General features: G+C 67.1%; 14 protein-coding genes. 5 read left to right on the top strand and 9 right to left on the bottom strand.

Annotation, left to right across the window (positions count from 1 at the left end):
• Window positions 1-594 (bottom strand): enoyl-CoA hydratase/isomerase family protein (locus tag ACNPP0_RS24335; RefSeq protein WP_448707239.1); only part of this gene is annotated, 594 nt, incomplete at its 3' end.
• 208 nt (window positions 595-802) lie between these two features.
• On the opposite strand from ACNPP0_RS24335, the gene ACNPP0_RS24330 reads away from it, so the two are divergent.
• The 5 genes from ACNPP0_RS24330 to sodC all read left to right on the top strand — a co-directional run bounded on the left by ACNPP0_RS24330 (window position 803) and on the right by sodC (window position 6,534).
• Entirely contained in the window at window positions 803-1,732 is a 930-nt protein-coding gene (locus ACNPP0_RS24330; RefSeq protein WP_332607824.1) for a LysR family transcriptional regulator, read from the top strand.
• 84 nt (window positions 1,733-1,816) lie between these two features.
• Window positions 1,817-3,082 (top strand): AI-2E family transporter, encoded by a 1,266-nt coding sequence (locus ACNPP0_RS24325; RefSeq protein WP_332607825.1) that lies wholly within the window; start codon window positions 1,817-1,819, stop codon window positions 3,080-3,082.
• Window positions 3,083-3,115: 33 nt separating this feature from the next.
• Complete coding sequence (locus ACNPP0_RS24320; protein WP_332607827.1) at window positions 3,116-4,444, top strand: cation:proton antiporter; 1,329 nt, start codon at window positions 3,116-3,118, stop codon at window positions 4,442-4,444.
• A 90-nt stretch (window positions 4,445-4,534) separates the two neighbouring features.
• On the top strand, window positions 4,535-5,863 hold the full coding sequence (locus ACNPP0_RS24315) for a DUF445 domain-containing protein (protein ID WP_442880137.1): 1,329 nt from the start codon (window positions 4,535-4,537) through the stop codon (window positions 5,861-5,863).
• 146 nt (window positions 5,864-6,009) lie between these two features.
• Entirely contained in the window at window positions 6,010-6,534 is a 525-nt protein-coding gene (gene sodC, locus ACNPP0_RS24310; protein ID WP_448707238.1) for a superoxide dismutase [Cu-Zn] SodC, read from the top strand.
• A 67-nt stretch (window positions 6,535-6,601) separates the two neighbouring features.
• Here sodC and ACNPP0_RS24305 read toward each other — a convergent pair whose 3' ends face one another.
• The 8 genes from ACNPP0_RS24305 to ACNPP0_RS24270 all read right to left on the bottom strand — a co-directional run bounded on the left by ACNPP0_RS24305 (window position 6,602) and on the right by ACNPP0_RS24270 (window position 17,608).
• The gene (locus tag ACNPP0_RS24305) at window positions 6,602-7,288 is read right to left on the bottom strand and encodes a glutathione S-transferase family protein (protein ID WP_448707237.1); all 687 of its coding nucleotides are present in this window, start codon (window positions 7,286-7,288) and stop codon (window positions 6,602-6,604) included.
• A gap of 201 nt (window positions 7,289-7,489) precedes the next feature.
• The gene (locus tag ACNPP0_RS24300) at window positions 7,490-8,881 is read right to left on the bottom strand and encodes an MFS transporter (RefSeq protein WP_448707242.1); all 1,392 of its coding nucleotides are present in this window, start codon (window positions 8,879-8,881) and stop codon (window positions 7,490-7,492) included.
• A gap of 155 nt (window positions 8,882-9,036) precedes the next feature.
• Window positions 9,037-9,828: a type I methionyl aminopeptidase gene (gene map / locus ACNPP0_RS24295; protein WP_046805911.1), complete on the bottom strand. Its 792-nt coding sequence runs from the start codon at window positions 9,826-9,828 to the stop codon at window positions 9,037-9,039.
• Window positions 9,829-10,071 (bottom strand): ParD-like family protein, encoded by a 243-nt coding sequence (locus ACNPP0_RS24290; RefSeq protein ID WP_332607831.1) that lies wholly within the window; start codon window positions 10,069-10,071, stop codon window positions 9,829-9,831. It lies immediately after the preceding gene.
• 93 nt (window positions 10,072-10,164) lie between these two features.
• Entirely contained in the window at window positions 10,165-12,078 is a 1,914-nt protein-coding gene (locus ACNPP0_RS24285) for a B12-binding domain-containing radical SAM protein (RefSeq protein ID WP_332607832.1), read from the bottom strand.
• Between the two features lie 190 nt (window positions 12,079-12,268).
• Window positions 12,269-12,994, bottom strand: a complete 726-nt coding sequence (locus tag ACNPP0_RS24280; RefSeq protein ID WP_448707241.1) for a DUF2894 domain-containing protein — start codon at window positions 12,992-12,994, stop codon at window positions 12,269-12,271.
• Between the two features lie 148 nt (window positions 12,995-13,142).
• Window positions 13,143-13,793: an OmpA family protein gene (locus ACNPP0_RS24275; RefSeq protein WP_332607835.1), complete on the bottom strand. Its 651-nt coding sequence runs from the start codon at window positions 13,791-13,793 to the stop codon at window positions 13,143-13,145.
• Complete coding sequence (locus ACNPP0_RS24270; RefSeq protein WP_448707240.1) at window positions 13,790-17,608, bottom strand: DUF802 domain-containing protein; 3,819 nt, start codon at window positions 17,606-17,608, stop codon at window positions 13,790-13,792. Before ACNPP0_RS24270 ends, ACNPP0_RS24275 begins: the two co-directional genes overlap by 4 nt.
• Between the last annotated feature and the right edge of the window lie 17 nt (window positions 17,609-17,625).

The following is a 17,625-nucleotide window of genomic DNA, read 5'->3' as shown; positions in this document are numbered from 1 at the left end:
CTGTGCCAACAGTTGGCGGGTGTAGGCCAGCCCGGCGGCCAAGGGGTCGTCGCCCTCAGCCAGCGTATCCACCAGCCCCGCGCGCAAGGCGGCATCGGCGGACAGGTGCTTGCCCGACAGCATCAGGTCCAGCGCGGCGGCCGCGCCGATCAGGCGGGGCGTGCGCTGCGTGCCGCCCGCGCCGGGCAACAGGCCCAGGTTCACTTCGGGCAAGCCCAGCTTGGCGCTGGCCAGCGCCACGCGGTAATGCGCGGCCAACGCCACTTCCAGCCCACCGCCCAACGCCGCGCCATGCAGCACGGCGACCACGGGCTTGGTGCTGGCTTCGATCTGATTGCAGACGTCGGGCAAAGCGGGCGGCTTGGGCGGTTTGCCGAATTCGCGGATGTCGGCGCCCGCGATGAAATTCTTGCCCGCGCCCACCAACAGAATGGCGCGCACGGACGTGTCGGCCTGGCCTGCCTGGATGGCGTCGGCCAGGTCGCGGCGCACATCGGCGCTCAGGGCATTCACGGGAGGGTGGTCCAGGGTGATGACCAGGATGTCTTCGTCGCGGCGCGCGTGGGCGGCGCCGGCAGTGCTGCTGTCCGTCATGAGGTCCTTGTCTCCGGTAAGGCGTCCGCCGGGGCGGCGCCTGGGCAAGCCGGTAACGGCTTATCGCTGATCGCTGATCGCTGGTCGCTAGTCGCGTATCGCTGATCTCTTATTTCTTTATTCTTTCGCAGTAAAGATGTCTTGACAATGGCATCGGGAATTGACACTACGGATAATAAAATTTGACAATGCCGCGCAAGGAGACGCCATGGACACCAAATCCCTGACCTTGCTGGTCGATATCCTGGACGCAGGCAACCTGAGTGAAGCCGCGCGCCGGCTCAAGATGACGCGCGCCAATGTCAGCTATCACCTGAACCAACTGGAACGGTCGGTCGGCATGCAGCTGGTGCGGCGCACGACCCGGCACGTTGAGGCCACCGAGATCGGCCTGAAGCTGTATCAACATGGCCGCAGCATTCAAGACGAACTGGTGGCGGCGCGCGAAGCCGTCGATACGTTGGGCAAGACGCCGCAGGGCAAGGTGCGCCTGAGCGTGCCCAGCGGCTACGGGCAATTCGTGATGACGCCGTGGCTGCTGGAGTTCAAGGCCGCTTATCCCGACATCGTGCTGGACGTGCTGTTCGAGAACAGCGTGGACGACCTGCTGCGCGACGAAGTCGACATCGCGGTGCGCATCATGTCCGAGCCCCCGCAGAACCTGGTGGCGCGCGAATTGGGCCAGGTGCGCTACGTGGCCTGCGCGTCCCACTCTTATGCCGCCGCGCGGGGCCTGCCCGCCCGCCCGGAAGACCTGGCGCAACTGCCGGTCATCAGCGCTGCCGTGATCGGCAGGCCGCTGCGCCTGTCGGCGTATTACGACGGGCAGCCGCGCCAGCACGTGGTGCTTGAACCCACGGTGATTTCCCGCAACTACGCGTTCCTGCGCGATGCCATCCGCGCCGGGCTGGGGGTGGGCGTGGTGCCGGACTACGTGGTGCACGACGACATTGCGCGGGGCGAACTGCTGCCGCTGCTGACGCCCTGGCGCTTAAGCATTTTTGGGCGCGGCATGTATATGCTGTACATGCCCAATCGTCACCATCCGCGTGCAATCTCGATGCTGATCGAATTCATCCTGGAACGCGCGCAACGCAGTCACGAAGGGCAGGCCGGCCTGCTGGCGGTGAAGGGCTAAACGGCATCGGGCACGATACTTGCTGATCGCGATAGCCAAAAGCTTGACCAAGAACTTTGGCCAAAAACGGAAATTGGGGGCGGGATGGATAGCGTGACACCGGCGAACAACACGCCGGACATCAAGGTGCCGGACACGGCAGGCCCGGCGGTGGGCGGCGACGAAGCGAAAGCCGAGTCGCCCGAAGAGCGCGCGGCGGAAAAGTCGGGGCCGGATGATCGTGCCTCGGGCGAAAAAGCCACGGTCCAGGATGCGGGCATCGTCCCCGAGCCCGCGCCCAACGTCACCCACGTGTGGGCGCGCGGCGCCTGTCTGACCACGCTGACGGTCCTGGCCGTGTTGTTTTCGCTGAAGATGGCGCAGGAATTCATCGTCCCCGTGGTGATGGCCATCGTGGTGGCGTACGCCTTGGACCCCGCCGTGGCGCTGATGGAACGCGTGCGCGTGCCGCGTCCGATCGGCATCATCATCCTGATGGCCGTAATCGCCTTCGGGCTGGCGGGCGTGGTGTACGCGACCCAAAGCCAGGTCACGTCCATTGTGGACGCCTTGCCCGAAATCTCGGGCAAGATCTCGCGCACGCTGGGCGGCTTCGCCAGCGGCGATGGGTCCATCATCGAACGCATCAAGGGCGCGGCCAGCGTGCTGCAAGAAACGGGCGGCATCCAGCCCGGTCGCCAGGTGGTCGTGGCCAAGTCGGACGCGGGACTCAGCGAATTCCTGCTGTGGGGTTCCAAGGGCCTGGCCACCTTCCTGGGCCAGGCGACGATGAGCGTGTTCCTGGTGTTCTTCCTGCTGCTATCGGGCAATGCGTTCAAGCGCAAGTTCGTCAAGGTGGCGGGCAAGACCTTGTCGCAGAAAAAGATCAGCGTGCACATGCTGGACCAGATCAACAGCTCCATCCACATGTACATGGCGATGATGCTGGTGACCAACGTGGCGCTGGGCGTGCTGTCGTGGGGCGCGTTTCGGCTGCTGGGCCTGGAAAACGCCGCCACCTGGGCCGTGGTGGCGGGCGCGCTGCACATCATCCCGTACTTTGGCCCGCTGCTGACGGCCGTGGGCACGGGGGTGGCCGCGTTGATTCAGTTTGGCGAGATCGGGCCGGCGCTTCAGGTGGCCGGTAGCTCGGTCGCCATCGCCTTGCTGATCGGCGTGCTGGTCACCACGTGGATGTCGGGCCGCATCGCCCGGATGAATTCGGTGGCGGTCTTCATGATGCTGCTGTTGTTCACCTGGCTGTGGGGCATCTGGGGCACGCTCTTGTCCGTGCCCATCGCATTTATCGCGAAGGTGGTGGCCGACCATATCGAAGGGTTGGATGCCGTGTCGGAGTTCCTGGGCGAATAGCGCGGCCTGCCGGCGCCTGCGTGGAGCACGGTCATGAACATCGAGGCGGTCTGGTTTGTGTTGATCGGCGCGTTGCTGGTGCTGATGGCGCTGGCCAAGCGCGCCATCGACGCGTTGCCCATGACCGGCGCCATGGTGTACCTGGCGGCCGGCTTTGCCATCGGACCCGCCGGTCTGGGCTTGTTGCACCTGGATTTATGGCACGACCGGCACGCGTTGCGGCTGATCACCGAAGCCGCGTTGCCGGTGTCGCTGTTCGCCATCGGCATGCATCTGCGCGCGGCCTGCGGCGATCCTTTGTGGCGGTTGCCGCTGCGGCTGGCGGCGCCGGCCATGCTGTTCACGATCGGCATCATGACGGCTGCGGCGCATTTGATCCTGGGCTTGCCGCTGGGGCCTTCGGTGCTGCTGGCCGCCGCCGTGGCGCCCACGGACCCGGTGCTGGCCAACGAACTGCGGCCCCTGGAAGCGGGCGATGACGAACCGCTGCGCTTTGCCTTGTCGGGCGAGGGCGGGGCAAACGACGGCGCCGCGTTTCCGTTCGTGCTGCTGGGCGTGGCGCTGTGCAACGCCGGGCCGGAGGGTCTGTCGCAGCCGGGGTGGCTGGCGGCGCAACTGGTGTGGAGCGTCGTCGTGGCGATTGCCATCGGCTGGCTGATCGGCACCCTGAGCGAACGCCTGATCGCCTGGCTGCGCATCCGCTACGGCAACGCGCTGGGCCTGGACGAGTTCCTGGCCCTTGGCCTGATCGCGCTTTGTTATGGGGCCACCGTGCTGGCGCATGGGTACGGCTTTCTGGCGGTGTTCTGCGCGGGCGTAGCGCTGCGCCAGCAAGAGCTGCGTGCCACCGGGGCCGGGCGTAATCCGCGCGCGGCGGTGCAGGACGTGACGCCAAGGGAACAAGAGCAAAGCGCGCAAGACCCCCAGCTGGCGCACGCCTACCTGGCGGAATCGATGATGGCGATTTCGGTCGGACTGGAGCGCGTGGTGGAACTGGGCTTGATGCTGATCATCGGATGTGTGGTCTCTGCCTATTGGCGCGACTTGCTGGCGTGGATGCCGCTGGCCGCCACCGTGCTGTTGTTTGTGGCGGTGCGCCCCGCCAGCGTCATGCTGGCGTTGGCCGGGTCGTCGTTGAACGGGCGCCAGCGCGGGTTGGCCGCGTGGCTGGGCATCCGGGGCGTGGGCACCTTCTACTACCTGTCGCTGGCGATGGAGCAGGCGCCGCGCGGCGTCATGCGCGTGTTGGCCCCGGCGATGCTGGCGGTCATTGTGGGTTCGGTGGTGGCGCACGGGATAACGGCGTCGCCGCTGTTGCGCTGGTATCGCCGAGGGCGCCGCGCGGACGGTGCGCCACCGTAGCGCATTGCCATCGGGCGCGGCCGCAGCCAGACTTGCGCCCCGGGCCCACCCCTGTTGTTATGCTGACGCGTCGCCAAGCCGAATATTCCCATGCCCGAAACGTCCTCGCCCGCCGCCACCTTCGCCACGCATTCCACGCTGGCTTCCGACCTGCGCCGCACGCAGTTGCGGCGCATGAAGATCGCCGCGCTGGCGTTGCTGGTGGCCATGGTGTGCGGCTTCATCACCAGCCACGTGATGGGCGGGCAGGGCGCATGGGCGTGGGTGCGGGCGTTCTGCGAAGCGGCCACGGTGGGCGCGCTGGCCGACTGGTTCGCCGTGGTGGCGCTGTTTCGCCGTCCGCTGGGGCTGCCGATTCCGCACACCGCCATCATCCCCAGCAACAAGGATCGCATCGGCGACAACCTGGCCGTGTTCGTGCGTGACCACTTTCTGGATCCCGACAGCTTGATGGAAAAGCTGCGCGTCTTTGACCCGGCCGCGCGCTTGTCGCGCTGGCTGGTGCGGCCCAAGCAGGCGCAAGCCTTGAGCGACGGCGCGCGGCGCGTGGCGCTGCAAACGCTGGACATGCTGGACGATCACGCCGTGCGCGGCGTGATCCAGGAATTCGTGGTGAAGAATCTGCGCCGTTGGGACGCGGCGGGCACGGTGGGCGAAGTACTGGGCCTGCTGACGCGAGACGGCCGCCATCAGGAATTGCTGGATGCCGCGATGGAACGCCTGGGCGGCTATCTGGGCCAGGACGAGGTCAAGGATCGCGCGTCGACGTTGTTGGTGAAATTCGCGCGCAAGGAATGGCCGCGCATCATCGCGGCGGTGAACGCGGTGAAGTCGGTGGACGGCATTGCCGACAACCTGGCGGACCGGCTGGCGATGGCCTTGATGGACGAGTTGCGCGACGTGTTGTCCGAACCTGATCATCCGGTGCGCCGCGACTATGAGGCCTGGGTGCTGGACTACATAGAACGGCTGAAGACCGATCCGGCCTTGTCCAGCCAGGTTGAAGAACTGAAGCAGCGCGCCATCGACCACCCCAAGGTGCAGGAATACGTGCAGGGCCTGTGGGACGACATCCATGCGGCGTTGCGCCGCGACCTGTCGGACGAACATTCGGCGCTGGCCGCTCATCTGGAAAACGCGTTGCTGGCGCTGGGCCGCAAGATGGGCGAAGACCCCGGCCTGCGGGAAGCCATCAACAGCCATGTGCTGGGCAGCGCGCGGCGCCTGACGGGGCGGCTGCGCATCGGCGTGACGGAGCATATCTCGCGCACGGTCAAGAACTGGGACGAACGCCATCTGGTCGATGAACTGGAACTGAGCGTGGGCCGCGATCTGCAATACATCCGTTTCAACGGCACGCTGGTGGGCGGCTTGATCGGCGTGGCGCTGCACGCATTGGTGCTGCTGCTGAATCGTTAACAAGCCTGATCGCTTGTATCAGGAAGGAAGAGTGCTGGCGCGCCTTGCCGCCACGATGCTATTGTTTTCTGCGCCCTGGGCCAGGCGGCACGGTCCGCCTTGGCCGGGCATCCGCACCTTGCGTGCATGATTCCAGGAGGCACTTCATGAAGAAAATCTCGATGCTGGTCGCGGCCCTGACGATGGCGGGCGCATCCAGCGCGGCGCTGGCCGAAGACGTCACGATGTCATTCCTGACGGCCGAGGGCCTGGGCAAAAGCGCCGGCACGATTTCGCTGAAGGACACCAAGGGCGGCTTGCAGATCACGCCCAACCTGAAGGGCCTGCCGCCCGGCGAGCATGGGTTTCACGTGCATGAAAAGGCCTCGTGCATGCCGGGCATGGTGAATGACAAGATGGCGCCCGGCGGCGCGGCGGGCGGGCACCTGGACACCAAGGGCACCAAGGCCCACAAGGGTCCAATGGCCACCGACGGGCATCAAGGCGATCTGCCTTTCATCGTGGTGGCCGCCGATGGCACCGCCAAAAAAGCCGTGGTGGCGCCGCACCTGAAGCTGGCCGACGTGAAAAAGCATGCGGTGATGGTGCACGTGGGCGGCGACAACTACAGCGACACGCCCGCGCCCTTGGGCGGCGGAGGCGGCCGGCTGGTTTGCGGCGTGGTGAAGTAGCGCGGGCAGGGAAAAGCTGGGGGCCAGGGCTGCGGGCTGCCGGCGCGGCCTCGCCCGCATGCCAAGATCAAGCCACGCCGTTGCGGCCGTACAGCCGATACCCCTCGCGTTCCGCCAGACGGTCGTAGTAGCCCTGCACCGCGGGCAGCGCGGGTTTGTCGAAGGCAGGCAACGATGGTGCGGCGGACGTTGCGGCGGACGTTGCACCGGACGGCAAAGCGTAGGGCGTGGCGAACCAGCGGTGGACGGATAAACCGATGGCAATGTCCGCCAGCGTGAAGGCATCGCCCGCCACATAGGCTTTTGTTGCCGCCAGCCGTGCATCCAGTATCCCCATATAGAACGCCCAGGCGCGACGCGACGCGTCGATGCAGGCCGCGTCCCGGTGCGCCGGGGATTGCCGGGCCAGCGCCATGAAGGCGTAGCTCCATGACCGGTTCAGGTCGGTCGCCTGCCAGTCCATCCATTGGTCCACGTGGGCGCGTTTCTTGGGATCGGCGGGGTAAAGCACATCGCCGCCATACTGCGCCGCCAGGTAGCGGATGATGCTGTTCGATTCCCACAGCACAAAGTCACCGTCTTCAATGACGGGCACCATGGCGTTCGGGTTCAGCGCCAGAAATTCCGGGTCGCTGGTGGGCCGAAAGCCGGCGCCCCAGTCTTCGCGGACGAACGGCAGGTTCAATTCGGCGCAGGTCCAAAGCACTTTGCGCACGTTGATGGACGAAGCTTTACCCAGGATTTTCAGCGTCATGCGGGGGCGGCGGTTTACGGAAGTGAGCGCGGTTGTCGGGGAAGGCCAGCGGCCTGCCGCCGCGCGGATAGCGGCAAGTCTAGCGGGCCGCCTTGTGCCCCGCCAGATACAGAAACGCACGCCGACGACCGCAACAGCCCGCGCGCCAATCGTCGCAACGTCCGGCCCACGGAACTGGCCCCGCCTTCAAACCACGCCGCTTTATGCGCCCGCGCCTACGCTACGCGGCTGACTGCGCAGCCGCAGCACCGGGGACGCGAACAGCACCAGGAATTGCACCACGAACCCCGCCGTGGAAGCCCACAGGCACGCTTCCACCCCCACGCGCGCCGCCAGGCCCGCGCCGATCAGCGCGCCGACCGGGCGGGCGCCGCACGTGGCGGTCAGGATCACGGCCGACACGCGGCCCAACAGCGCATTGGGCGTGACGGCCTGGCGCAGCGTGGTGGTGGTGATCGTCCATAGAACCGGGCCCGCACCGAAAAGAAAGAAGCCCACGGCCGCCCACACGCCGGACGGGTAGGCCAGGGTGGACAGCAAGATGCCGCTTGCCACCAACGCCGTCAACGGCCCGGCCGCGATCATCGCGCCGAAGCTCAGCCGGCGCGCGAGCCACGGCGCCGCCAAGGCACCGGCCAGCATGCCGGCGCCATACACGCCCAGCGTGATGCCCACGCCCGTGGCGCTCAGGCCCAGCCGGTCGATGGCGTACGCCACATACACGGCTTGCAGGATGAACCAGGCGGTGTTGAAGAACACGGCGGTGATCAGCACGGGACGCAGCAATGCATGCGCCGCGACAAACGCTGCGCCTTCGCGCAATTGCAGGAGGATGCCGGGGCGCAAGGGGGCGGCAACGGGCGGCGCATCCCGCGCAGCCGCCCCTGCATCGGGCCCCCCATCACAACCCGCATCAGACCCCCCATCAGGCGCCGCATCAGACCCCTCATCAGGCGCCGCATCAGACGCGGCGTCTGGCGCCGCATCTGGCGCGGCATCTGGCGCGGCATCTCGCGGCAAGCCCGCCAGGCACACCGCCGCCAGCAGCGACAACGTGGTGGCCAGCACATAGGCGATGGGCGCGCCCATCCAGCCCACCAGCGCGCCGCCCGCCGCCGGCCCGGCCGAAAACGCACAGCTGCGCGCCAGCTCCAGCCAGCGGTTGGCGTTGGCCAGATCGCCAGCCGGCACCAGGCGCGGCACCAGCGCCGGGGCCGATACGTTGTACGCCACCGTGCCCACCGCACCCAGGAAGCCAAGCGCCGCCAGCCACGTCAAATTCAGCGCGCCCATCCCAAGCAGCGCCAGCAAGGCCAACAGGCTGGCTGCGCGCACGCATTCGGCGCCTGTCATCAGCAGCTTGCGCGACATCCGGTCGGCCAGGACGCCGGCCGGCAGCGACAGCAGCAGAAACGGCAGGGTCTGCGCCGCTTGCAGTGCGCCCGTCTGCGCGGCCGTGGCGCCCAGCGTCAACACGGCCACCAACGGCGCGGCGGCCAATGCCATCTGTTCGGAAAATTGGGCGGCCAGATTGGACGCGGCCAGCCGGCGAAACGCGGCGGGCAGGGCGGGCGGCACGGGCGGAAAGGGCATGAGGGGATGGGGCAGGGGATGCAATAGCGCCGGAAACGGCAAGGGCACGATCATGATCGTGCCCTTGATGGCCTGCACTCCGGTCCTTGCCGTGGCCCCCGCGACGTTGAGGCCACCAGGGCCCGCGTGGCCCGCCGCAGCGTTCAAACTTCCCGTCAGGGTATCGGCGGGTAGTCGCCGTAGCCGTCGGGCCAGGGCGTCAGCACCTCGTAGCCGGTGTCGGTCACGACCACCATGTGTTCCCATTGCGCCGACAGCGAGCGGTCTTTGGTGACCACCGTCCAGCCGTCCGGCAACTGCTTGGTGGCCGGCTTGCCCGCGTTGATCATCGGTTCTATCGTGAACATCATGCCGGGTTGCAGCACCAGCCCTTCGCCGGGGCGGCCGTAGTGCAGCACCTGCGGTTCGTCGTGATAGATCTGGCCGATGCCGTGGCCGCAATATTCGCGCACGATGCTGAAGTGTTCGCGGTGCGCCACCGTCTGGATGGCGTGGCCGATGTCGCCCAGCGTGGCGCCGGGCTTGACGGCCATGATGCCTGCGCGCGTGGCTTCATACGTGGTGTTGACCAGGCGGCGCGCCAGCGGGCTGGGCTGGCCCACGTAGTACATGCGGCTGGTGTCGCCAAACCAGCCGTCCTTGATGACGGCGACGTCGATGTTCAGGATGTCGCCGTTTTTCAGCACCTTGGCCGACGGGATGCCGTGGCAGATGACGTGGTTGACCGACGCGCAGATCGTCTTCGGAAAGCCGTGATAGCCGACGTTGGCCGGAATGGCCTTCAACACGTTGACGATGTACTCGTTGCAGATGCGGTCGAGCTCGTCGGTGGTGACGCCGGGGCGCACGTGTTCGCCGATCATGTGCAGCACTTCGGCCGCCATCGCGCCGGCCTTGCGGGCCATGGCGATATCAGCAGCGGATTTGATGGAAACCTTGCGCGCCATTTACGCAACCTCCTGGGCGGCGTCCGGTGCGCGCCGGGACAGCGATGCAATCGTGAAGCCCTCGCTCTGTTCGATGCGGATCAGCAACTGGCAGATATCCGCGTGGCACATCTCGGGGTAGAGCTCGGACAGCATGCCGATGCGCATCCAGTGTTCGGCTTGGGAATTGATCGAGCGGCTGAGCGCGCCGCTGGCGACACGCAGATTCTCATGCATCTGCTCGGAAATTTTGACGAGGCCCATGAAGGAACGATCCATATATGGTTTGTATATGGATCGTATAGTACTGCGGGAGAGGGGCGCGTGCAAATCCTCCCGCCGCCTTCAACTCGCGCCTCAGCCCTGCTGGCTAAGCGCGCGGGCGATGCGGTTTTTCGACACGGTGGTCTTGGGCACCTTGAACGGGAACCACGTGCGCACGTCTTCGTCCAGGCCGATGCCGTGCATGAAGTTGTAGATGGCTTTTTTCAACGCGCGGCCCAGCGCATCGTGGTCCACGCCCGTGGGGTCATGAAAGCCGATGTCGTTCTTGGCGAACGTCACGGGCGGCAGGGGTTGCAGCGTGACGCCGTATTCCTCGGGGTTCTTGCCCACCGGCGAATGCACGGTACAGGCAAAGCGGTGAAAGAAACCGCTTTGGATGCAGTCGTTGGCGAACAGCTGGCGCACGTATTCCAGCGCGTCCACGGTGTCTTGCACCGTTTGCGTGGGAAAGCCGTACATCAGGTAGGCGTGCACCAGGATGCCGGCGTCGGAAAACGCCCGCGTGACACGCGCCACCTGATCCACCGACACGCCTTTCTTCATCAGGTTCAACAAGCGGTCGGACGCCACTTCCAGTCCGCCCGATACCGCAATGCAGCCGCTGTCGGCCAGCAGTTCGCACAGTTCCGGGCTGAACGTTTTTTCAAAGCGGATATTGCCCCACCACGAAATGCCCGCGTTGCGGTCGATAAGCTCGGTGGCCAGTGCCTTCAGCGATTTGGGCGGCGCGGCTTCGTCCACGAAATGGAAACCCGTCTGTCCGGTTTCTTGCACGATGGCTTCGATGCGGTCGGCCAGCACCGAGGCCGACGCGCCCTCGTAACGGCCGATGTAGTCCAGGCTGACGTCACAGAAGCTGCACTTTTTCCAGTAGCAACCATGCGCCACGGTCAGCTTGTTCCAGCGCCCGTCGCTCCAGAGGCGGTGCATGGGGTTCAGCATGTCCAGCAGCGACAGGTAGCGGTCCAGCGGCAGGCCGTCCCAGGTGGGCGTGCCGACTTCGGCAAAGGCCACGTCCGGTTCGACCAGGTTCACGTATTGGACGGCGCCGCTGTCCTTGTCGCGCAGGAAGGTGCGCACCAAACGCTGGCGCGAGCGCTTGCCTTGCACGTGTTCCAGCAGCGCCAGCAGGGGGCGTTCGCCCGCGTCCAGGCTGACGAAGTCGAAATAGTCGAACACGCGCGGGTCTTTCAGTTCGCGCAGTTCGGTGTTGACGAAGCCGCCGCCCAGCACGGTGATGATGCCGGGGTCCTGCGCCTTGATGGTCTGCGCGATGCGAAACGCCGCGTACACCGCGCCCGGAAACGGCACCGACAGCAGCACCATCGTTGGCTGATGGCGGGCCAGGGCCTCGATCGTCAGACTATGCAGCGTGTCGTCCACCAGCGTCGGTGCACCGGCCAGGGCGTTGGCCAAGGGGTCGAACGTGGGTTGGCTGCCGGCCAACGATTCGGCGTAGCGCACGAACTCAAAGCGCGAATCCACCGCGTCGCGCAGCACATCCGCCAGATCGTTCAGGTACAGCGTGGCCAGATGCTTGGCCCGGTCTTGCAGCCCCAGGGCGCCGAACGCCCAGCCTAGCGGGTCGCCACCGTCTTCGTCCATATAGACGTCCAAGGTGCTGAAACGCGGCCCTTCCGGCAGAAAATTGCGGCCCACGATCCGGTGCGCCAGCGTGGAATCGCGGCCTTGCAAAAACGCGATGGTCGGGCCGATGGTGGCCAGATAGCGCGGTTGCATCGCCACGAACGCCTGGATGGCGGGCGTGTGCTGTTCAAGCGGCAGCGTGGCGATCCGGTCCGCCACGGCGCGCAGGCCGTCGGCCGACAACAGGCGCAACACCAGCGCTAGCGCCAGGTCTTCCTGATAGGCGGTCACCCCCCGCGACCGCAAAAAGCCGGTCAGATAAGCGGTGGAGGGGTAGGGCGTATTGAGCTGGGTCATCGGGGGGATGATCGACAGCACACGGATAGGCAAGGTGGACATGAGGCACGGCGACAGGGCCGTCAAAGCGGGTGGGGGTGTGGGTGGCCGACGGGGTGGCCGGATACGAATGGGCTTAATTATAGGCAGGGCCGGCGTCTGGCCCGGCTCAGCCCCGGCCGTTATGGGGCGCGGGGTTTGGGACGTGGGGTTTGGGGCACGCCCGGGCAGGCGTGGCCGCCCGGCGCACGGGCTAGCCTTGCCGCGCCTTGGCCCGCGAGGTCTTTTTCGCGGCGCCCGAGCGCGTGCTTTCCTTAGGCGCGGGCGCGGTGGCCGCTTGGATCTGCTCCATCCACATCAACGCGTCCGTGTACGACAGGAACTGTTGCAGGTAACCGGGCGACAGCTCGCGCATGAGCGACAGGGCGCGATGCACCAGCTGGTTGGAATTAAGCGGGCCGGCGTTCTTGTGCACCTGCTCTTGCGACTGGCGCACCTGCCGGTCGGCGCTGACACGCGACCACACGCCGCGAAAATACTCCAGCATCTGTACGTCGGGATACGCCGCGCGCAGGCCAAGCGCATCGCGGTCCCAGGTCGGGTCGTTGTCCGGGGCGTCGGGGTACGTCAGGTAGGCCAGCAGCTGGGTCAGCGCGGCGGGGGCGGTTTGGGGGGTGGCAGAGGCGGCAGGCGATGCCTCGGCCGATGTCGACGGGGCATGCGAAGAGGGGTGCGAAGGGGGCTCTGATGCCTCGACCGAATCCATCGTCGAAGCGTCCGGCTCCACTGCCTCCAGCAAGCGCGCATAAGCGCGCAAATGTTGGGCCAGCTGGACTTCCAGCCGTTGGCGGGCAAGGCCTTGCAGGGCGGCGGTGCGCCGCGCCATGGCTTGAAGAAAGCGAAAGCGCACCGGGTCGAGGCGGTCGGCACCGCTGTCGCCCCAGGCGTCCAGGGTGGCTTGTGCCGCCAGCGTGGACACGTCAACGCCCGCTGCGTCCGCCGCGTCGGCGGCGCCCGCGGTATCCACGGCGTGGGCGGCCTGGACGGCATCAACCGAGTCCACGGCATCCGCCGCGTCCACGCCGTGCGCGCCATTCACGCCATCCACCGCGCCGCCGACCTCGTCGTTACTGTTCACGCGGCTTTTCCGGCTCGTTGGACGGTTTCGGGATGGGCGTGATCTCCACGCGGCGGTTCTTGGCGCGGCCGGCTTCGTCGGCGTTGGAGGCCACCGGCTGCTCGGACCCGAAGGCGGCGGCAAACACGGTGGCGGACGGCACGCCTTCGTCGATCAGCGCGCGCGTCACCGTCAGCGCGCGCTGCGCCGACAAGTCCCAGTTGTCCGCAAAACGGCGGTTGCCTTCGCGCACCTGCTGGTCGTCGGTGTAGCCGCTGACCATCAGGATTTCGTCGTGCGTCTTCAGGTACGCGGCCAGCGGCTCGATCAGCGTCTTCAAGACCTCGCGGCCCTCGGGCTGCAACTGGTCGGAGTTCAAGGCAAACAGCACGCTGCCGCTAATGCCGATGCGGCCGTTGATCAAGGTCACGCGGCCGGCGGCCAGCGGACCCGCCAGCGCCTGCTCCAGCGTTTCGCGCCGCTGCGTTTCTTCCTGGCGTTGCTTGACCTCTTCTTCCAGCTGCGTCGACAGTTGCAGCTGCACGCCGATCACGCTGACCAGAATCAGCACAAACGCGCCCAGCAGCACCGACATCAAGTCGCCAAAGACGGCCCAGGCCGGTGCGGAGGGTTCGACGCCGCCGTCGATGTCCTCGCTCATGCGATCTGCTCTCCGGCGGTGGCGCGCTGGGTGGCCAGCTGTTGCAGGTTTTCAATGATCTGCTTTTGCGACATCAGGCTCAGGTCCACCACTTCGCGCGCCTGCGCCACGTAGTAGGACAGTTGCTCGTCGCCGCGCGCGATGGACTTGTCCAGCGCCGCCTCGATGCGTTGCAGGTGCGCGACCAGCTTGTCGTTGGACTCGCCGAACAGCTGCACCGCCGTGCCGAACGATTCGCCCAGGCTGGCCACTTCCACGGCGCTGGTGGTCACCGCCGCGGCCACATCGGTCAGCTTGCCGGTTTCGGCTTCGACGCGGTCGGTGAACTGCGTGCCCACGCGTTCCAGCAGCTCGGCCGACGAGGCCACCAACGCGTCCACGGCCGTGCGCTGTTCGGCGGCGGTGTGGTTGACGGCGTTAAGCAGCGTGTCCAGCGTTTCCAAGAGGCGGTTGCGCTCTTGCAGCATGTCGTTGTCGCGCACCATGCTGTCGGACAGCTTCTGGCGCAGTTCGCCGATGACGTCGGCGGCGGCCTTGGGAGCTTCCGACGCGGCCTGCACCAAACGGCCGATTTCGGCGATGGTCTCGCTGGCATGCGCCTGCGTTTGCGCGGTGATGTCGTTGGCGGTTTGCGCCAGCGTGTCGGCAACGGCGGCCAGCTTGCCGGTCCACGCGGCCAAGCGTGCTTCGTCCTTGGCGGCCAGCGCCGCTTGCAGATCGGCGTGCGATTGGTCCAGCGTGTGCAGCAACGATGCCGAATGCTGTTCGAACGTGGCGGCGGCGGCCTCCAGCGCCTGCTGGTTGCCGTCGGCCAGTTGCTGGTTGACGTGTTCCTGGCGCGTCTGGGCGTCGGTCCAGGCCTGCGTGACCTGGCTTGCCGCCGTCTCCAGACGGGTGGACGCCGTTTCCAGCACGCTTGCCTGCGCCTCGGCCTGCGCCGTGATCGTTTGCGTGGTGCGCTCCAGCGCCTGCGTCAATTCCTGCTGGCGGGTGGCGGCCTGCGCGCCGGCCAATTCCCATTCCTGGCCCAGCGCGTCGGCCAGCGCGGCCAGCTTGCCGGTCCAGGCGGCCAGGCGCGCTTCGTCCTTGGACGCCAGCACGGCTTGCAGCTCGGCGTGCGATTGATCCAGCTTTTGCAGCAGCGATGCCGAATGCTGCTCGAACGTGGCGGCGGCGGTCGTCAGGGCTTGCTGGTTGTCGGCGGCCAGCTTTGCGCCGACCTGTTCCTGCCGCGCCTGCGCCTCGGTCCACGCCTGCGTCACACTGCCGGCGGCGGTTTCCAGGCGGGCTGACACGCTCTGCAGCAGGCGCGCCTGCGCTTCGGTCTGGCTGGTGACGTCCAGCGCGGTCAGCGCCAGCGCATCGCTGATTTCCTGCTGGCGCGCCACGGTGTGGTCGCCCGCTGCCTTCCATTCCTGGCCCAGCGTGGCCGCCATGGCGGTCAGCGTGCCGGTCCAGGCGGCCAGGCGTTCGTGGTCCTTGGCGGCCAGCGCCGTTTGCAGATCGGCGTGCGACTGGTCCAGCTTTTGCAGCAGCGATGCCGAATGCTGCTCGAACGTGGCGGCGGCGGTCGTCAGGGCTTGCTGGTTGTCGGCGGCCAGCTTTGCGCCGACCTGTTCCTGCCGCGCCTGCGCCTCGGTCCACGCCTGCGTCACACTGCCGGCGGCGGTTTCCAGGCGGGCTGACACGCTCTGCAGCAGGCGCGCCTGCGCTTCGGTCTGGCTGGTGACGTCCAGCGCGGTCAGCGCCAGCGCATCGCTGATTTCCTGCTGGCGCGCCACGGTGTGGTCGCCCGCTGCCTTCCATTCCTGGCCCAGCGTGGCCGCCATGGCGGTCAGCGTGCCGGTCCAGGCGGCCAGGCGTTCGTGGTCCTTGGCGGCCAGCGCCGTTTGCAGATCGGCGTGCGACTGGTCCAGCTTTTGCAGCAGCGATGCCGAATGCTGCTCGAACGCGGCGGCGGCGGTGGTCAGGGCGTGTTGATTGTCGGCCGCCAGCTTTTCGGCGACTTCGCTCTGGCGTTCCAGCGCCGTGTTCCAGCGGTCCGACACGCTGTGGGCGGCGGATTCCAGGCGGGTCGACACGCTTTGCAGCAACTGCGCCTGCGCTTCGGCTTGCGCGCCGATATCGCGCGCGGTGCCGGCCAGCGCGGCGCTGATGGCGTCCTGCCGGGTCGCGGCCTGCGCACCGGCCTGTTCCCATTCGGCGCGCAGCGTGGCGGCCGTGGCGGCAAGCGATTCGGTCCAGGCGGCCAGACGCGTTTCGTCTTTGGACGCCAGCGCCGCTTGCAGGTCCGCATGCGATTGGTCCAGCGTGCGCAGCAGCGACGCCGAATGCTGTTCGAAGGCGGCGGCGGCCGTGGTCAGGGCTTGCTGGTTGTTGGCAGCCAGCTTGTCGGCCACTTCACTCTGGCGATCCAGGGCGGTGTTCCAGCGGTCCGATACGTTGGTGGCGGCAGCTTCCATGCGGGCCGATACCGCTTCCAGCACGCTGGCTTGCGCGGCGGCCTGGGCGTTGATGTCGCGCACGGTCTGCGCCAGCGTGTCGCTGATGGCCTGTTGCCGGGTGGCGGCCTGCGTGCCGGCCAGTTCCCATTCCTGGCGCAGCGTGGCGCCCATGGCGCCCAGCGTTTCGGTCCAGGCGGCCAGGCGTTGCTGATCGCGCGAGGCCAGTTCCGATTGCAGCAAGCTGTGCGAATCGTTCAAGGTGCGCAATAGCGATGCAGAGTGCTTTTCGAAGCTGGCGGCGGCGGCCGTCAGCGCTTGCAGATTGTCCCCCGCCAGCTTTTCGCTGACGTGTTCCTGGCGCGACAACGCCGCCGTCCAGGCGTCGGACATGTTGCCCGACGACGCTTCCAGCCGCGCCGACACGCCGTCCAGCAGGGCAGCCGAGCGCTGTTCAAAGGTCTCGGCAAAGCGGTCCAGCGAGGCGCGCAGGTCTTGCGCCAGCGTCTCGCTGGCGCGTTGCTGGCCGGCCAGCGCCTGGTTCCAGATGTCGGCCACATTGCTGGTGGACGCCTGGAAGCCCGAGGTCAGGCTGCTTAGTTGCTGCTGCACGGCCTGGGCCACGGTGTCTTGCAGGCTGGCGGTTTCGCGCGACAGGCTTTCCATCGTGGCTTGCACCACCGGCTGCAAGGCCACGCCGGCGGATCGCGCGCTTTCGGCCACGCCTTCCTTCATGGACTGCTCCATCACGGCAGCCAGGCGGGCGTAGGCCGCCTCGGCCTTGCCCTGGAACGCGTCCTGGCTGGCCAACTGGCGTTCGTTCAAGGATCGCGTCTGCTGTTCCATGCCTTGCATCATGGCTTGCAGGCGGTCAACCAGCGTGGGCATGGCTTCGGCCTGGCGCTGCATGACTTCGGCCTGGCGTTGCAGCAGCTTGAATGATTCTTCGCGCTGATAGCTTTGCGAGTAGACGCGCAGCGTGGTGGCGATCTTGGTGTCAAGCAGCTGCGCGGCCTGCACGCGTTCACGGCGGCACAGCGCGGCCAGCAGGCCGAGCATGGCGGACGTCGCCCCCCCGGCAATCGACGTGCCGAACGCAAAGCCCAGGCCCTTGACCGGCGCGGCGAGCGAGGCGCGGATGGCGCCCAGGTCGGTGGCGCTTTCCAGCGCCATGCCGGTACCCCGCAGCGTCACGACCATACCCAGGAAGGTGCCCAGCATGCCCAGCAAAACCAGCAGGCCGACCAAATACGGGGCCAGCGCCGGGCCGGGCAAGCCTACCCGTTCGCCTTCCACGCGCAGCCGGACGGCGTTGCGCAGGCTGGCCGGTAATTGGTCCAGCCACGAGGTCAGGCTGGCCGGCGGTTCGTTCAGCGACGTGGGGGGGCGCG

This window comes from Achromobacter semiaridum (assembly GCF_053543755.1).
Note: the sequence above shows the minus strand (reverse complement) of the source record. Positions and strands in the feature narration are given on the sequence as shown.